This is a genomic window from Frigoribacterium sp. CG_9.8, assembly GCF_015751965.1.
Taxonomy (GTDB): domain Bacteria; phylum Actinomycetota; class Actinomycetes; order Actinomycetales; family Microbacteriaceae; genus Lacisediminihabitans.
In genome coordinates this window covers 160,671-175,885 of the sequence record NZ_JADOVH010000004.1, presented here as the reverse complement: position 1 = coordinate 175,885, position 15,215 = coordinate 160,671, and the positions used below count along the sequence as shown (strand labels likewise).

17 protein-coding genes are annotated in these 15,215 nt (G+C 61.8%); 7 read left to right on the top strand and 10 right to left on the bottom strand.

The window, feature by feature from the left end; genetic code table 11:
- The first annotated feature begins 29 nt into the window (after nucleotides 1-29).
- On the top strand, nucleotides 30-830 hold the full coding sequence (locus tag IWX88_RS10105; protein WP_196829925.1) for a carbon-nitrogen hydrolase family protein: 801 nt from the start codon (nucleotides 30-32) through the stop codon (nucleotides 828-830).
- A gap of 45 nt (nucleotides 831-875) precedes the next feature.
- On the opposite strand, the gene IWX88_RS10100 is transcribed toward IWX88_RS10105, so the two are convergent.
- Entirely contained in the window at nucleotides 876-1,622 is a 747-nt protein-coding gene (locus tag IWX88_RS10100) for an SDR family NAD(P)-dependent oxidoreductase (protein ID WP_231369142.1), read from the bottom strand.
- Between the two features lie 109 nt (nucleotides 1,623-1,731).
- On the opposite strand from IWX88_RS10100, the gene heR reads away from it, so the two are divergent.
- Entirely contained in the window at nucleotides 1,732-2,535 is an 804-nt protein-coding gene (gene heR, locus IWX88_RS10095; RefSeq protein ID WP_196829921.1) for a heliorhodopsin HeR, read from the top strand.
- Here the strand turns inward: heR and IWX88_RS10090 are convergent.
- Nucleotides 2,513-4,537, bottom strand: coding sequence for a heavy metal translocating P-type ATPase (locus IWX88_RS10090; protein WP_231369174.1), 2,025 nt, complete (start codon nucleotides 4,535-4,537; stop codon nucleotides 2,513-2,515). The two genes, heR and IWX88_RS10090, sit on opposite strands and share 23 nt — an antisense overlap.
- A 240-nt stretch (nucleotides 4,538-4,777) precedes the next feature.
- On the opposite strand from IWX88_RS10090, the gene IWX88_RS10085 reads away from it, so the two are divergent.
- The 3 genes from IWX88_RS10085 (at nucleotide 4,778) to IWX88_RS10075 (ending at nucleotide 6,842) form a co-directional block, all read left to right on the top strand.
- Nucleotides 4,778-5,107, top strand: coding sequence for a heavy-metal-associated domain-containing protein (locus IWX88_RS10085; RefSeq protein WP_196829916.1), 330 nt, complete (start codon nucleotides 4,778-4,780; stop codon nucleotides 5,105-5,107).
- Nucleotides 5,108-5,200: 93 nt separating this feature from the next.
- The gene (locus tag IWX88_RS10080) at nucleotides 5,201-5,890 is read left to right on the top strand and encodes an SGNH/GDSL hydrolase family protein (RefSeq protein WP_196829914.1); all 690 of its coding nucleotides are present in this window, start codon (nucleotides 5,201-5,203) and stop codon (nucleotides 5,888-5,890) included.
- A gap of 61 nt (nucleotides 5,891-5,951) precedes the next feature.
- Entirely contained in the window at nucleotides 5,952-6,842 is an 891-nt protein-coding gene (locus IWX88_RS10075) for a polysaccharide deacetylase family protein (protein WP_196829912.1), read from the top strand.
- Between the two features lie 97 nt (nucleotides 6,843-6,939).
- Here IWX88_RS10075 and IWX88_RS10070 read toward each other — a convergent pair whose 3' ends face one another.
- Nucleotides 6,940-7,344, bottom strand: coding sequence for a CBS domain-containing protein (locus IWX88_RS10070; RefSeq protein ID WP_231369141.1), 405 nt, complete (start codon nucleotides 7,342-7,344; stop codon nucleotides 6,940-6,942).
- A 24-nt stretch (nucleotides 7,345-7,368) separates the two neighbouring features.
- On the opposite strand from IWX88_RS10070, the gene IWX88_RS14070 reads away from it, so the two are divergent.
- Nucleotides 7,369-7,503, top strand: coding sequence for a hypothetical protein (locus IWX88_RS14070; RefSeq protein ID WP_255526006.1), 135 nt, complete (start codon nucleotides 7,369-7,371; stop codon nucleotides 7,501-7,503).
- A gap of 210 nt (nucleotides 7,504-7,713) precedes the next feature.
- Here the strand turns inward: IWX88_RS14070 and IWX88_RS10065 are convergent, their stop codons facing one another.
- A complete protein-coding gene (locus tag IWX88_RS10065) occupies nucleotides 7,714-8,415 on the bottom strand; it encodes a hypothetical protein (protein ID WP_231369140.1) in 702 nt (233 codons plus the stop codon).
- A 195-nt stretch (nucleotides 8,416-8,610) separates the two neighbouring features.
- Between IWX88_RS10065 and IWX88_RS10060 the strand changes: the two genes are divergently transcribed.
- Complete coding sequence (locus IWX88_RS10060) at nucleotides 8,611-9,087, top strand: hypothetical protein (protein ID WP_196829907.1); 477 nt, start codon at nucleotides 8,611-8,613, stop codon at nucleotides 9,085-9,087.
- A 110-nt stretch (nucleotides 9,088-9,197) separates the two neighbouring features.
- Here IWX88_RS10060 and IWX88_RS10055 read toward each other — a convergent pair whose 3' ends face one another.
- The 6 genes from IWX88_RS10055 to IWX88_RS10030 all read right to left on the bottom strand — a co-directional run bounded on the left by IWX88_RS10055 (nucleotide 9,198) and on the right by IWX88_RS10030 (nucleotide 15,179).
- Nucleotides 9,198-9,791 (bottom strand): hypothetical protein, encoded by a 594-nt coding sequence (locus tag IWX88_RS10055; RefSeq protein WP_196829905.1) that lies wholly within the window; start codon nucleotides 9,789-9,791, stop codon nucleotides 9,198-9,200.
- Between the two features lie 209 nt (nucleotides 9,792-10,000).
- Nucleotides 10,001-10,408, bottom strand: a complete 408-nt coding sequence (locus tag IWX88_RS10050) for a GNAT family N-acetyltransferase (RefSeq protein ID WP_231369139.1) — start codon at nucleotides 10,406-10,408, stop codon at nucleotides 10,001-10,003.
- Nucleotides 10,409-10,837: 429 nt separating this feature from the next.
- Nucleotides 10,838-11,467 (bottom strand): VWA domain-containing protein, encoded by a 630-nt coding sequence (locus IWX88_RS10045; protein ID WP_196829903.1) that lies wholly within the window; start codon nucleotides 11,465-11,467, stop codon nucleotides 10,838-10,840.
- A 124-nt stretch (nucleotides 11,468-11,591) separates the two neighbouring features.
- Entirely contained in the window at nucleotides 11,592-12,902 is a 1,311-nt protein-coding gene (locus IWX88_RS10040) for a nitrate/nitrite transporter (RefSeq protein ID WP_196829901.1), read from the bottom strand.
- A 12-nt stretch (nucleotides 12,903-12,914) separates the two neighbouring features.
- Nucleotides 12,915-14,363, bottom strand: a complete 1,449-nt coding sequence (locus tag IWX88_RS10035) for an FGGY-family carbohydrate kinase (RefSeq protein ID WP_196829899.1) — start codon at nucleotides 14,361-14,363, stop codon at nucleotides 12,915-12,917.
- 27 nt (nucleotides 14,364-14,390) lie between these two features.
- Nucleotides 14,391-15,179 (bottom strand): SDR family NAD(P)-dependent oxidoreductase, encoded by a 789-nt coding sequence (locus IWX88_RS10030; RefSeq protein WP_196829897.1) that lies wholly within the window; start codon nucleotides 15,177-15,179, stop codon nucleotides 14,391-14,393.
- Nucleotides 15,180-15,215: the final 36 nt, after the last annotated feature.

The following is a 15,215-nucleotide window of genomic DNA, read 5'->3' as shown; positions in this document are numbered from 1 at the left end:
ACCCGCAGTTTTCACAGTGAAAGGCACAGATGAAACTCTCCATTGTTGGCATGCAGACCGCCGGATCGCTCGGTGATGTCGCAGCCAATCTCGTGGAACTGCGGGCTGCAGCGCGGGAGGCAAAAAGTGGTGGGGGTGAACTGCTGATCACACCGGAGATGTTCCTCACGGGCTACAACATCGGTGACCACGTGTTCGAACTCGCGAAGCAGAATCTGATCCAGATGGTGCAGGAGATCGCTCGGGAGGAAGGCATTGCGATCATCGTGGGGCTGCCCGAGCATGATGCGGGCCGCTTCTACAACTCGGCGGTGTTTCTCGATGAGGATGGCGTGGTGCGGGGCACCTACCGCAAGACTCATCTCTTCGGCAGCCTCGATCGCAACTCGTTCGCCAGCGGTCAGCAACTCATTTCCACCGTGGATTACCGAGGGGTCCGCCTCGCACTGCTCATTTGCTACGACGTGGAGTTTCCAGAAACAGTGCGTGCCGCCGCCCTGGCCGGCGCGCACGCGGTCATCGTTCCCACCGCTTTGATGACGCCGTACGATTTCATTGCCGAGCAGGTGGTTCGTGCCCGCGCCTGGGAAAACCAGATCTACATCGCCTACCTCAACCACGACGGCACGGAGGGTGATCTGAGCTATGTCGGACGCAGCTCGATCATCGACCCCACTGCTCGAGTGCTCGACTCGATCGTTCACGGTACCCGGCTCTTGACCGCCGTCATCGACACGGAGATCGTGGACGAAGCCCGTCGGATCAACCCGTATCTGGATGACCGCAGAGTCGACCTGTACGACCGGTCAGTTGCGGGTCAGCCAGTCTGAAACCACTGTCGCCGTCGCCCGCAGCGTGGTCAGTGGAAGCGACAACTAGCGCGCCGTCCAGCCGCCATCGATAACAAGCGTGTGTCCGGTGATCAGGGATGCCGCGGATGATGCGAGGAACGTCACGGCCGCTGACACCTCGCCCGGTTTCCCGATGCGGTGCAGCGCGGCGATCCGTTCGACAGTGTCTGCTCTGAACGCTGGGTCGGCAAGCGCGCCTGCAGTGCCGTCAGTCTCGATGAAGGTCGGGGCGACCGCGTTAACGCGGATACCGAACTGACCCCATTCGACTGCAAGGCATTTCGTTAGGTGAATGATGGCCGCTTTGCTCACGCAGTAAGAGGATTCGCCAGGGAGTGCGACCAGCCCGGCCTGGGAGGCGACGTTGACGATGGATCCGCCGCCGGCATCCCGCATATGCTTCGCAGCATGCTGGGAGAGGAAGAATGTCGACCGCGTGTTGAGTGCCCAGACCGCGTCGAAGTCCTGCTCGGTCACGTCGATCGCATCGCCGCCGATCCCGCCGCCCGCGTTGTTGACGAGCACATCGAGCGAGCCGAGCTCCCGCACAACCCGGTCTAGTGCGGTTCGGCTGGCGTCGAGATCGGTGACGTCCATCGCGAGCGGAAGCGCCCGTCGTCCGAGCGCGCGGATCTCGTCTGCCAGAGAGTCGTCGCTACTCGGATCCCGCAGCCCGATCCCGATATCCGCTCCTGCGCGCGCTAAATCAAGTGCGATCGCGCGCCCAATTCCCCGTGCTGCTCCCGTAACTACTGCAACCGAGCCCGTCATGTCATTCATTATTTTCTTACGTTGGTGCCTGGGTGCGGATTAAGCAAATTGGGCACCCGCGTGCCCCGCGATGCTAGGTTGGCCCCACATCACCCGAGGGAGCACGATCATGGCGAAGAAGACGTACAGCCCCGAGCAGCAGGTTGACCGGCTGCGCATTTACAACGTGGTTGCGGGGAGCCTTCACCTCGTGCAGGCTGTCGGCTTCGCGCTCGTGCTCACGATGCTCGGTTCCCAGGTGTTATTCGCCGTCACGGCCGACTACCTGGCTGGGCCACCCGGAGTGCCGATTCCCCCCGAGCGGGTGACCATCTTCGAAGTGAACATCGGCATCGGCGTGGTCGCGTTCCTCGGGCTCAGCGCGTTCTTCCACTTGCTTATTTCGAGCCCGTGGTTTTTTGGCCGATACAAGAACGGCCTGCTGCACAGCCGTAACTACTTCCGTTGGACCGAATACTCGCTCAGTTCCTCGATCATGATCTGGCTGATCCTGCAGATCAACGGGGTGACCGACTTCGCCGCACTGTTCGCGATCTTCGCCGTGAACTCCGCGATGATCCTGTTCGGGGCGCTTCAGGAGAAGTATGAGCAGCCCGGATCCGGTGGCCTACTGCCCTTCATCTTCGGTTCGATGGTCGGCATTGTTCCCTGGATCGTGGTGATGATCTACTTCCTGCGGCCCGGCAGCGCGGGCGAGAACACTATTCCCGGTTTCGTGATCGGCATCGTCATCTCACTCTTCCTGTTCTTCAACACCTTCGCCATCAACCAGTGGTTACAGTACAAACAGGTCGGTAAGTGGAAGAGCTACCTGCAGGGTGAGCGCACCTACATCACCCTGAGCTTGGTGGCCAAGACGGCGCTCGCCTGGCAGGTGTTCTCGGGAGCAATCATTCCCGCTCTGACAAACTGAGATCGGTGTGCTGCTGCGGCCGCAGGTCGAGCCGTCGGAGTAGTTGCGCATTAAGCGCGACGACGACGGTGGAGGCCGACATCAGCAGGGCGCCCATCTCCATGGGAAGGATGAATCCGATCGGGGCGAGCACGCCGGCTGCGAGCGGTACCGAGATCAGGTTGTAGCCGGCGGCCCACCAGAGGTTCTGCTTCATCTTGCGGTAACTTCTGCGGGAGAGCTTGATGACCGAGAGCACGGATCGCGTGTCGTTGCTTGCCAGGATGACTCCGGCGGAGGCGATGGCCACATCTGTTCCGGCGCCGATGGCGATGCCGACATCCGCTTGGGCGAGGGCTGGCGCGTCATTGACTCCGTCGCCGACCATGGCCACTCTGCAACCCTCGTGTTGCAGCTCGGCAACTTTTGCCGCTTTGTCTTCGGGGTGCACGCCGGCAAACACCCGGTCGATACCCAGCGCTGTGGCAACGGAGTGGGCGACGGCTTCGGCATCGCCAGTGATCATCACGACCTGGATGCCGAGGGCGTGGAGCGAGTCGACCGCCTGCTGGGATTCCGGGCGAATCTCATCGGCAAGCCCGATTGCGCCGATGACGGCACCGTCGGCGAGTACGTGCAGGATGATTGCGCCGTCGTTTTCCCACGCAGCGGTTTCGGGCAGCGCCTGTGCCCTGTGGCTGGTAAGCATGCCGGGACCGCCCACACTGACCTGCGTGCCACCGACGGTAGCCGTGACACCGACGGCCGTTGACGCGTGGAAGTCGGTGGCCCTGCCCACCGTCGCGCCTCGCGTTTCCGCCGCGCGAACGATAGCTGCGGCGAGCGGATGTTCGCTGTCGGCTTCGGCGGCGGCGGCAAGAGCGAGCAGTTCATCTTCTGAAATGGAGCCGACAACGGCCAGGTTCGAGACGATCGGCTCACCCCTGGTGAGCGTTCCGGTCTTGTCGAACAGCACGGTGGTCACGGCGCGCATACTTTCCAGCGCCAGACGATCCTTGACCAGAACACCAGCTTTCGCGGCCCTCTCGGTCGAGATCGACACCACCAGGGGGATTGCAAGGCCAAGAGCATGCGGGCAGGCGATCACGAGCACTGTGATGGTGCGGATGATCGCATCGTTGGGGTTGCCCACGAGAGTCCACACGATGGCGGTGATGACGGCGGCGCCGAGTGCGAACCAGAACAGCCAGCCCGCGGCTGTGTCGGCGATCCGCTGAGCAGGGGAGGATGAATTCTGCGCTTCCGTGACCAATCGCTGGATGCCGGCGAGGGCCGTATCGTCGCCGACCGCGGTGACTTCAACCCGGATCGCGGTGTCGGTGGCAACGGTGCCAGCGACAACGCGGGCACCAGGCCCACGACTGACCGGTCGCGATTCGCCGGTGATCATCGATTCATCCACGTCGGCAGTGCCTTCGGTCACGATGCCATCGGCTGGCACGCGGGCGCCCGGGCGCACGACCACGACGTCACCGACAGTCAGATCGCTCGGAGACACAACCTCGACCGTGTCGCCGGTGACACGTTCGGCTTGATCGGGCAGAAGCGCCGCCAGCGATTCCAGAGCGGTAGAGGTCTGGGCGAGGGACCGCATTTCGATCCAGTGCCCCAGAAGCATGATGACGATCAGCAGCGCGAGTTCCCACCAGAAATCGAGCTGCCCATCCAGGATGCGCAGGCTCGCCCCCCAGGAGGAGAGGAAGGCAACCGTGATTGCCAGAGCGATCAGCAGCATCATGCCCGGCTTGCGCGCCGTGAGCTCCGAGAGGGCACCGGTGAGAAAAGGCTTGCCGCCCCACACGTACATGACCGTGCCGAGGACGGGTGAAATCCAATAGATAACTGCAGCGCTGGGCAGTGGGTACCCGAGAATCATGGCGAACATGGGGCTGAAGGCAACGACCGGTACGGCGATGACGAGCATGATCCAGAACAGCCGCCGGAACTGCCCGACGTGATCACCGTGCCCACCGTGGTGCGACATTGGGTCGTCGTGGGTCATTGCGTCGTCGTGGGGCCTTGAGTCGTTGTGGGTCATTGCGTCGTGCCGTGGTGCGGCGGTGCCCGTGTCTGTCATACCCGTGTCTGCGGTGTCCATACCCAAGACAATATACCCCCATGGGGTATCAATCAAGCCCCTCGCGATCGGCGGTGCTGATGGCGGGGTGCACGCGTGGATACCCCCATGGGGTAAATTATGAAGTAGAACTGAACGGCGATAACGACAGAAATGGATCACCCAATGTGCGGCACAACCATCACGGGCAATGAACTGGGCCTTACGGACAAGAACCACGCCTGTGCGTGTGGTGGGCATGCCGACGCCGAGACGTCGACACCCGCACCGGAGGACGCAATCCGCGAGCACTATCTGGTGGATGGCATGACCTGCGGTCACTGCGTGTCGAGCGTCACGGAGGAGATTTCAGCGCTGGATGGCGTCGACTCGGTAAACGTGGACTTGAACGCCGGCGGCACCTCCCGAATCATGGTCGTGAGCTCGGTTCCCGTGCCCGCCGCTGACATTCGGGCAGCGGTGACGGCGGCCGGCTACGCGGTGGTCACCGGCTAGCTGCCGCGCTGCGGATTGCGGGTAGCCGACACCGTGCACCACCCTGATGGCATCTCAAAGGAAGTTCATAGGCGAAGGGCGTATTTTCGCCCGGTGATCAGAAAGTTTCTGCGTGTTGCGGCCATTCCCGCCGTCGCGGTCGTCGCGGTCGTAACCTCCTTGGCCGGTGCAGCTCCCGCCTCGACCTCGCTGGTCATCACCGCAGTGAAGATCAACAGTTCAGCCACCGGCCCCCTGGTCGTAGCCGTTGGCGATTCCATTTTGTCCGGTCACGGACTCGGATCAGACGAATCATGGGTCGCCCAGCTCGCACTCCAGAACAACTTCAACCTGGTGAATCTGGCGTCGGACGGATCCGGTTTCGTCACAGCCGGCGATAACAACGACACATTTGCCGACCAGATCACGACCGCAATCGACCTCAAAGCCGATGTCGTCATCCTCTCGGGCAGCAGTAACGACCTCGGCCAGTCGGATGCCGCAGTCGAAACCGCAATAGGCGCCGTCGTAACTAAACTCCACACCGCTCTACAGAAGGCGCAGATAATTGCCGTCTCCGGTGTGTGGGGCGCTACGGCCCTGCCGCCACAGATGGTCACCATCAACGACAGTGTGCGCACCGCGGTGAAGGCAGTCGGTGGCACTTACCTACACATCGGCCAGCCACTCGGCGGGAGGGTATTTCTCATGCAGACTGACGAGGTCCATCCGACTGCCGCCGGTCAGGCAGCGATTGCTCATCACGTGACGAAGGCTCTGAATCGCGCGGGCGAGGCGCTGTAGGCGCGCGCCCCAACCAGCTGTCATCCCGCTAAAGCAGTTCAGGGCAACGCAAATTGACGACATGGATCGTCGTCTATTTTTTGCTGCACTGGTTGGCGGTGCCGCACTCGTGCTCACCGGCTGTGCGCAGAGGTTGCGGTGGAATTTTCCGACTGTGACCACCGCCGCGACGCTGCCGCCCTCATCACCTCCGGTCACTCCCACTTCAACACCGCTCACGCCCGAGCCGTCGTCCTCCACACTGCCGAGCCCGACGCCATCGCCAGCGCCATTGCCGATCCCCACCGTTGATCCCGTTCCGCTGCCGGGATCGCCCCAACTGGTCAAGGTGGCACTGCCCGCGGGCGTGATCAGCAAGCTCCCCGGCCGGGGTGCGCTTCTCGCGTGGACTGTCGACGATGGCATCAACGCCGAGGTGATCCCTAGATACATCGAATTCGCCGCCGCGACAGGTACCAGGATCACCTTCTTCCTCAACGGCACCCACTCCGGCTGGACCACGTACGCCGCGCTCCTGCGCCCACTCGTCGCGTCGGGCCAAGTGCAGCTTGGCAATCACACCTGGGATCATGCCAACCTGACCAAGCTCGGCGACGGCCAGGTGGTGATGGAACTCCAGCGCAACCATGACTTCATCAGCAACACTTACGGGGTTGACGCGCGCCCTTATTACCGCCCTCCTTACGGCTTCCACAACGCACGAGTGGATCGCCTCGCGGCAAGCATCGGCTACACGACTCCGGTGATGTGGTTCGGGTCGCTGTCGGATTCTGCACTCCGCGTCCCCGGCAAGGTCGTGACTTTCGCCGACCAATGGTTCCTTCCCGGGCACATTGTCATCGGGCATGCCAATTTTCTGCCGGTGACCACGGTCTTCCCGCAACTGAGTGAAATCATCCACGGTCGTGGACTTCAGACCGTCACCCTGAATGACGTATTCATCCGACCCTGACTCGCGATAGTCCGGGACCGGGTCGGTATCGACCGCCGGCATGCCTCGAGTGAGCGCCACTCTGCCACTCGGTCGCGTTGTCCTGCAGTCGCGGTGTTTATCCGGGTTCGACGCTACCCAAGACTGTCTCGCGTTGTTGTTTTCCTCTGCGCCGCCAGTCTTCGGGGATCGCCGCCTCGAGTGCGTCATCCACGGTGATGACGCCCAGGATGTGCCCTGTGTCGTCGAGCACCGAAAGGGTGAGGAGGTTGAAGTCCGCCATGCGGGTGGTGATCTCGATGATGTCATCGCTCGGGCTGGCGTGAATGGGGTCGCCGCTGACGACCTCGCGCAATACGGCCGACGGATCATGTTGGATGGCACTGACCAGGCGGATGCAGCCGGCCAGCGCGCCATCGTCATCGAGAGAGTAGATGGTGGTCAAGGCTTCGGGCAGTTGCCTCGTTGCGGTGCGAACGCGCTCCAGGGCATCACCGATGGTCTCTCTATCATCGGTGCGCATCCGGGCGAGCACATCGGCCGCGCGATGACCGATCACATCCTTGCGCAAAAGTACCTCGCCCTCGCCCTCGCCCTCGCCCTCGCGCCGTTCAAACGGACGTACATCGAGACGTGTGGTGCCAAGTTCGAGGGGCTAACCCTTAGTCCGGCGGCCCCTTGATTCGGGGCAACCTGTCCTGACCCTGGGTGTCTCTCGGCGTTGCGGGTCGCTGGCGTGTATCGGCAAAGGCGCCTCAGCTAACGATAAGCGCCTTGCTGTTGTGACAGTACGCCCACACCTGCGTGGTCAGCACCGGGTACAGGTGAACATTCGGATTCACCATGAAGTGCGGGTTATCAGCACCGTCGGGCGACACATTGCGTGGGCCGCTCAGTTGAGAATGTTCACTGCCCGGGAGATGACGAGGGCGAGTAAGACAAACCCGGTGATGGCCTGATAGCCCATCACGAGTTTGGCGCGAACCGTCATCGGCATCGCATCCGTCGGGCTGAAGGCCATCATGTTCGTCAGCGCTACATAGGCGTAATCCAGGAACTTAGGCCGCCACGCCCCGGTGTTCATCAGTGTTTTCACTATTGATTCCGCAGTTGATTCTGCTGTTGTATCTGCTGGACCGTCGTTCTGCGGAAAACGAAAATCGGCAGTCGTTGCCGCCCACAGCTGAGGGGTGCGCCGCGCCACTGGGCCGCCACGATCGAGTTCCCAGTACAGCAACCCGAAGGCGATCACCGTGCTGATCCACACCTGCAATGCCGTGAGCAGCACATCGGTGCCCTTCACTTGGCCGTGCAGCAGCTGCCCGATCAGGAACACCACGGTGATCTGATTGGCTGCCGCGAGCAGAATCACCAGGGTGATCGAGATTCCTCTCGACCAGGCGGTCTCCTTCGACAATCGGGTCGGGTTCAGGATGACCAGTGGCACGATCAGCAGCACCGCCAACGCCGGCACTACCCAGTTGGGAAGCGCCTGCACCTCTTTGGGGATAACAATGTAAATGCCCAAAATAACAATGATCGCGATCAGCGGCGGAGCCCGGTGCTCGTGCACGGGAACAGTCTTTTCATCCATGTTCTGCACTGTAGAACACCGGGTTGCGCGGTCAGCGATGGGTGGCCACTGAGGTGATGGAGGAGGCGGCTGCGGAGGTGGCTGCGGAGGTGGCTGCGGAGGCGGCTGCGGAGGCGGCCGCAGAGCAGGTATCTGCCGCGCATTCCGGGCTGGCAGAATCGCGTCACCTCGACAACGAAAAGGGAGTGCACGCCGATGAGCAGCACGTTCGAATATCAGCAACATTCGCGGGCAACGGATCGCCTCACACAGGGTCCGCCGACAGTCAAGGCGGCAGCGAAGAGCATCCATCCGCAAGACAAGCTCATCAACCGTTTCAACCGCAGGGTGGGGCTCGGCATCACCACCACCGTTGGCACGATGTGGTGCGCCTACGTGTTCACGGCGATCGCGCTGGTGAGTCTGCCCGCTGCGATTATGAGCAACAACGCGATCGTCATCATTGCGTGGATCGCGCAGACCTTCCTGCAGTTGGTACTGCTCCCGGTGATCATCGTGGGCCAGAACATCCAAGCAGCTGCGGCGGATGCTCGGTCGTCGGCGACCTACGAGGATGCCGGGGCAATTCTTGAGGAAGCAAAACAGATTCAGCTTCACCTCGCATCGCAGGATGCTGCCATTGGTGCGCTACTCGACAAGATGAAGGCTCTCGAGCGGGGCGCCGCCGGTTAGCGGTACTGCCGGTTCGTGCCACTGCCGGTTAGCGGTACTGCCGGTTCGTGCCACTGCCGGTTAGCGATACTGCCGGTTAGCGATACTGCCGGTCATCGGAACCCGCCGGGTCACCCGGTCGGGACCCCCGTACCGGTGAGGGCGGTGACGACGGCGACCGCATCACTCCAGTACAGGGTGTAGAAATTCGCGTCGGCATTTATTTGCACCGAATGTGCGGCCTCGGTGGGCGTGAGGGTTTTCCAATCGGGAATCTTCACTAGCGCGGCGAAGAAGTTGTGAGCGGCGATGGACGGGGTCATCCGATCGGTCAGGGTGCCCCATGCCCCGTTAGCTCTCTGCTGAAAAAGACCGCGGCTGTCGGCTCCCGCGGCATCGCCGTGGTCAAGATTGCGAAGGCCCGACTCGCCCATCGCCGTCATGACGCCGATCGCCTGGGTGTGCGGTCCGATGCCGAGCGCCCGTGCTGCGTTGACAACGTGCGCGGCGTTGATCAAACGGTCCTGGCAGTATCCGGCGATCGGGCCGGCGGGAACGGTGAGCGTTCCGACCATTGTCGGCGCAACGGCCGGACAGGTGAGAGCAGCGCGCCCGGTAATCGCGGACCACAGCCAGGAATCGCGGTGAGTGAGGGCGAACACAGCGCCAGCTGCGATTGCGACGATGACGACCACGACAACCAGGCGGGTAACGATCCGGCGCATGGTGGTTATCCTCTCGGCAGGTTCGGTTTCACAGTCACGCAGAGGTGGCATGTCCAATGCGACTCGTTCCCGATCAGCCGACCAAACTCTACGCGATCTGCATTTACCAATCGTCACGACCGGCTCGGTGTCCCGCAGTTGTCGCAGTTGTCGCCTGTGTGGAATGGGGGAGTGGGGGCTTCTCGGTGCCATGTCGGTTCTGAAATGTGTCAGGATTCCATTTGTTCTCGCACCATTCGAATCTCCCTGATTCCGTATTCCTCCTTGGACGAATCGTCTGGAACGAAGCCGTGCTTTCGATAAAACGCCTGAGCTCGCGGATTGGGATCCGCCACCCATAAGGCTGCCCCCTCGCTTTCGGATAGCACTGCGTCGAGTAGGCCGAGTCCAGCTCCGGTGCCGTGCGCAAATGCAAGCACATAGAGCACGTTGAGCTGCTGGCTCCATGTTGCGTCGTCATCTGTGGGAGAAGCGCTCTGCGCAATCCCCACCAGCCTCCCATCGAGTTCCGCGACTGCGATTCGGTGATGCTTGAATCGTTCGTCCGTCAGTCCAATCCTCCAGAAGCGCTCTCGTGTCGGCACGAACTCGGGATCATCCAATTCGTCGTCGCTCATGAGGCCACGGTAGGTCTCTTGCCAAGAGGTAACGTGGATTCGTGCCATCTCTGCGGCGTCCGTCGGCGTAGCCGGGCGGATTATCGGGTGTAGGTTCACTCGCTGCGTCACATTTCCTTCGTCGGTGGCTGGCCACCTGTCCATGGCGTAGATGATCGGGGTGAGGCTCGGCGTGCTCGACACCCAGCATGGCGATGTCAGCAATGACGGGGTTCTTTCCCGCTGTCAAGTGCCGAAATTAAACAGTCGCGCGAGTAAGGACCAACGAGGATTTTATAATGTCTCACTTATTTTAGACAAAATGAAAATGGAAGCTCATGTGACGCAGTCTTCAGCAAAGCCCGGCCGTGTATTCTTTGACCGCTCGCCGACCGGCTGGCTTGGCCGGCGTTAGCGCCACATCGAGCCACGCTCTCGCCCGCTATCGGTCTACTTGCCGTCCACCGCATCCCGTCGCTCTTCGCTGGTGAAGCCCCGCTTGGCCGACTTGCGCACGTCGCTTACGTATCGCGTGAGCGTTGCGCTCACCGCGTCAACAGCCAGGCCATCCGCGGCGTAGGTGAGGGAGCTGTCAGCCTCGAAGCCGAGGTGCGCCCCGGTGAGCACCGCATTCTGGTTCGCCCCCAGGAAGACGAAGTCCCACCCGTAGCGCTCGGTTTGCTCCGTCACGATCGCGCGCACCGCATCCGCCGTGTACTCCTGGCTCGAGTTCTCCTCACCGTCCGTCACAACGACCACTTGGACGACGCCCGGCCGCGCATGCTCGGGGAGCGCAGCCAGGGTGTGACCGAAACCGCTCACCCCGAGGCCAATGGCGTCGAAGAGCGCAGTTGCCCCGCGTGGCTCGAGGGCGATAACGACATCCTCGGGGGAGGCCATCGAACATTGCACCTCGATCAGGTTGTCGAAGGTCACGACATCGACAGTGAGGAGTCCCTGCTCTGCTGCCTGTGCCGCGAGCATTGCGGTGAGGCCGCCGACCATTTCGTCGCGGATGGTGACCATCGATCCGCTGCGGTCGATGATGAGCAGCAGTGCCGTGTAATTGGGGTCGGTCATGGTCGCGCCTTCCGTTGGGTGACCCGCCCAGTGTGGGCGGTACGTCAGGATGGCAGGGACCACCGACAGTGAACTTGGTGTGGCCCCCATCCAGCATCTGGCCTACCGCGCCGGCGGAAGACGCTCAGACGGAGGATCCGACCGGAGCGACATTCTGGCTCGCTTTACCGACCGAGCGTCTCTTCACCAGGACCGAAAAATATGCGGCAGCCGCGGCACCGATCAGGCCGATCCCCGCGGTGACGATGAAGTACAGGCTGTTGGCACCAGCGACGTTATCGCCGAAGGCGGTATAGATCGTGCTGCTGATCTGGGGGAGCACGATATCCGGCAGATATCCGAAGAAGGAGATGATCCCGATCGCGATTCCGATCGCAGCCACCGGAAGGCGGCATTCATCGAGGATGGACCAGTACACGCCGCGAACCACGTACATGATCAGACCGGCGAACACGATCAGGGCGTAGACCAGACCGATCGGCACGCTGCGTGGCACGAGAGCAAGGGCAACGAGTACGACGGCGGTGACGATCATCGAGATCGAAAGCACCTGGGATCTGCCGAACTTATCGGCGAGGTAGCCTCCGCCGAAACCGCCGATGGGGCGCATCCACAGAACAATCACCGTCACCACGCTTGCACCGAGTTGGGTGGCACCGTGATTGACGTTGAGGAAGCCCGAAAAGTAGTAGTGGCCCCAGAAGAGCGAGTAGCCGCAGAACAGAATCACGATCATGACCCAGACCTCGCGGATCTTCACGATGCGTCGGATGGCGGCAAACGTCGACTCGACGATTTCGTCTCGCAACATCGCCTTCTCCTGGCGAGCGTTTGGCAGGGCGAAGAAGAGAAGCACTGCGATCACGACGATGGCGGCGCAGTACATGTAGACCACAGCCTGGAATCCGGCTCTGGTCTGAGCCATGTCGGCGGCACCCGTGCCGGCGACGAGCGCGAAGATGCCGACCGCTGCGCTGGCGAGTACCGCTTCAACCAGTCCACGACCGCCATCGAGGGCGCCGAAGAACCTCCCCTCCTCGTTGTCGTCCGCGAGCAGGCTTACGGTCTTGAGAATCGCACTCCAGAAGGTGAAAACCGTGGCAAATCCCCAGGTGATGAAGATGTAGATCAGAAACGACTTATCCGGCACCTGCGCGTACACCAGCCCAGCCGTCGCGGTCAATACCAGCGAAAAAATGATGAGGAACTTGACCGGGATCTTGTCGGCCAGCCATCCGCTCGGGATGTAGCCGATAACGAAAATGATGCCGAGGATGGAGTAGATGTTCGCCAATTCAGCCTGGTTCATGCCGAAGACGGCCAGAATCGTCTGCTCGAAGGTCTGGCGCAGATACACCAGAGGGTAGATCGTGCCTGCCGCAAGAATCAGCAGAGACAGCTCAAAGATCTTCTTTGATTGAGAGCGCGTGGTCATGCGTGTTGCTCCTTAGTGTTCTGCCTTACGGTCTGACAAAATTCGGTGAGTGCGAGCGAGGATGGCATCGGTCTGGGCCGGGATGTCGGCATAGACCGATCCAAGTTGGCGGTAGAGCTTCACGTTGTCGGGGTCGGGTTCGAATCGGTCGGCGTGACGAATCATCGAGGCGGATGCCGCATCCAGATCCGGGTAGATGCCACAGGCCACTGCGGCACAGATGGCTGCTCCCAGCCCGGCAGCGTTACGCACTTCGTTTCGCACGGTGGGCAGGTCGAAAACGTCAGCGAATATCTGCATGCAGGCATCGCTGGAGGATCCGCCCCCCGACAGCACGAGAGAGGTGAGGCGGATGCCCCGCTCAAATTCCATTGCCGCGATGTTCTCTTTCATCCGGAAGGCGATGCCCTCCAGGATGGACCGGTACATGTGGGCGTGCCCGTGGCGCTCATCGAAGCCGATGAACATCCCCTTCCTGTGGGGCTGGCTCGGCGGTGCAAGCCAGTCGAGCAGGCACATCAGACCGTCGCTACCGGCGGGAACGGCTGCGGCAAGGGTGTTGAGATGATCCTCGAGGCTGACGCCCGCGGCGGCGGCATCGTGCGCGAGTTCTGCGCCGACCAGATTGCGAAGCCACGAGACGGTCCACATGCCCCGCCGGATGCCCGCACTCTCATAGAGGTAGCGGTGCGGTTCGGATGCGAAGTTGGTGAAGTAAGTCTGCGGTTCGGCGATGAACTCAGTTCCGACCACCATGCCAGCGATATAGGTTCCGAGGGAGACCAGGCCGGTGGTCTCCTCACGCAGACCGGAGCCGAGCGCCTCCGTTGCCTTGTCGTTGGCGGTGTGCACCACCGGCAGCCCCCGGGGGATGCCGGTGCTCGCCGAGAAGGAGTCGTTCACATAGCCGCCGATCTCACCCGGCATCTGCAACCGGTAGAGCATGTTGCGCCCTACAGCGAATGACTCGAACGTCTCCTGGTCGCTGAACCAGTCCCAGGTGCGAACATCCATCGGCCATGGCCCGATGTAGTTCGCTGCAGTGTCGGTCTTCTCTCCCGTGATCCGACCCATGAGGTATCCGGAGGTGGTCGTGACGAAGGCGACATCGTCATCGGTGTATTCGTAGGGCCGGGAGAGCCGATCATCCATCCAACTCTGTACCGGCGCCGCAAGGGTTCCGTCCTGACGCACGAGAGCGCGGCAGCAGCGGATGGTGCACAGGCCTACGCCGACGATGTCGTCGAGATCCCCGGGGAACAACTCAAGTGCACGATGCCCGGCGGCAACGATGGAATCATAGAGGTCATCGCCCGGATGCTCTGCGACGCCGGGTCGTGGCGTGTACATCGGTGCAAGGGCCTGCGTTCCCTCGCAGACGATTCGTCCGTCCGTGTCGAAGATCACGACTTTGGAGCTCTGGGAGCCTCCGTCGATTCCGATGATGTATTTGGTGGTCATAGTCGCGTCACGCTCCGCTCTCGGCGCTCAGCGCACCAGATATCCGCCATCGACAGTCAGAATGTGCCCGTTGACGTAGTCGGAGGCGCGGCTGGCAAGAAAGATCGTCGCACCCATCAGATCCTGGGTCTCACCCCAGCGGTTGGCCGGGATATGGTCGAGCACTCGCTGGTTGCTTTCGGGGTTCGCCCGGGTGTCCGCGGTCAATGCCGTGGCGTAGTAGCCCGGTGCGATGCCGTTCACCTGAATGCCGAACTGCGCCAATTCGTCGCAGTATGCCTTCGTGAACCCGGCGATGCCGTGCTTGGTGGCAGCGTAGGCCGGCGACCACTGCCCGCCGAGAAAAGTGAACACGGAGCAGATATTGATGATCTTGCCCGAGCGCTGCGGGATCATGTGCTCGGCACACTCGTGCGACATCTCGAACGCTGCGGTCAGGTTCAGCGCCACCATCGGATCCCACTGCTTCCGGGTGTATTTGAGCACGTCGGGTTCGTTGATGCCCCGGCCGGCGCAGTTGATCAGGATGTCGACGCTCCCGAACTCGGCGATGCAGGCGTCGACGACCTTCTTGGGATTTCCTTCGACCGTGATGTCGGTCATGGTGTACGCGTAGCGCGATCCAGCAGCCTCGACCAGCGCACCCGTTGTACCGTCGTCAGGCATGATGCTGGCCGCCAGAACGTTGGCACCTGCCTTCGCCAGTGCCAGGGTGAACGCCTGGCCGAGCCCGGTGTTCCCCCCGGTCACGATGGCGTTTTTGCCCGCCAGGGAAAAAAAATCCATGCCGAAGTCAGCCATTGTGCTCTTGCTCATCCGTGCCTGCCCTGTAGGTGTGTCGTGTCTAAAAGC

Coding starts and splice junctions, on each gene's coding strand:
- IWX88_RS10105 (WP_196829925.1), top strand. CDS start 30: ATGAAACTCTCCATTGTTGGCATGCAGACCGCCGGATCGCTCGGTGAT.
- IWX88_RS10100 (WP_231369142.1), bottom strand. CDS start 1,622: ATGACGGGCTCGGTTGCAGTAGTTACGGGAGCAGCACGGGGAATTGGG.
- heR (WP_196829921.1), top strand. CDS start 1,732: ATGGCGAAGAAGACGTACAGCCCCGAGCAGCAGGTTGACCGGCTGCGC.
- IWX88_RS10090 (WP_231369174.1), bottom strand. CDS start 4,537: ATGACCCACGACGACCCAATGTCGCACCACGGTGGGCACGGTGATCAC.
- IWX88_RS10085 (WP_196829916.1), top strand. CDS start 4,778: ATGTGCGGCACAACCATCACGGGCAATGAACTGGGCCTTACGGACAAG.
- IWX88_RS10075 (WP_196829912.1), top strand. CDS start 5,952: ATGGATCGTCGTCTATTTTTTGCTGCACTGGTTGGCGGTGCCGCACTC.
- IWX88_RS10070 (WP_231369141.1), bottom strand. CDS start 7,344: ATGCGCACCGATGATAGAGAGACCATCGGTGATGCCCTGGAGCGCGTT.
- IWX88_RS14070 (WP_255526006.1), top strand. CDS start 7,369: ATGACCGATCACATCCTTGCGCAAAAGTACCTCGCCCTCGCCCTCGCC.
- IWX88_RS10065 (WP_231369140.1), bottom strand. CDS start 8,415: ATGGATGAAAAGACTGTTCCCGTGCACGAGCACCGGGCTCCGCCGCTG.
- IWX88_RS10060 (WP_196829907.1), top strand. CDS start 8,611: ATGAGCAGCACGTTCGAATATCAGCAACATTCGCGGGCAACGGATCGC.
- IWX88_RS10055 (WP_196829905.1), bottom strand. CDS start 9,791: ATGCGCCGGATCGTTACCCGCCTGGTTGTCGTGGTCGTCATCGTCGCA.
- IWX88_RS10050 (WP_231369139.1), bottom strand. CDS start 10,408: ATGAGCGACGACGAATTGGATGATCCCGAGTTCGTGCCGACACGAGAG.
- IWX88_RS10045 (WP_196829903.1), bottom strand. CDS start 11,467: ATGACCGACCCCAATTACACGGCACTGCTGCTCATCATCGACCGCAGC.
- IWX88_RS10040 (WP_196829901.1), bottom strand. CDS start 12,902: ATGACCACGCGCTCTCAATCAAAGAAGATCTTTGAGCTGTCTCTGCTG.
- IWX88_RS10035 (WP_196829899.1), bottom strand. CDS start 14,363: ATGACCACCAAATACATCATCGGAATCGACGGAGGCTCCCAGAGCTCC.
- IWX88_RS10030 (WP_196829897.1), bottom strand. CDS start 15,179: ATGAGCAAGAGCACAATGGCTGACTTCGGCATGGATTTTTTTTCCCTG.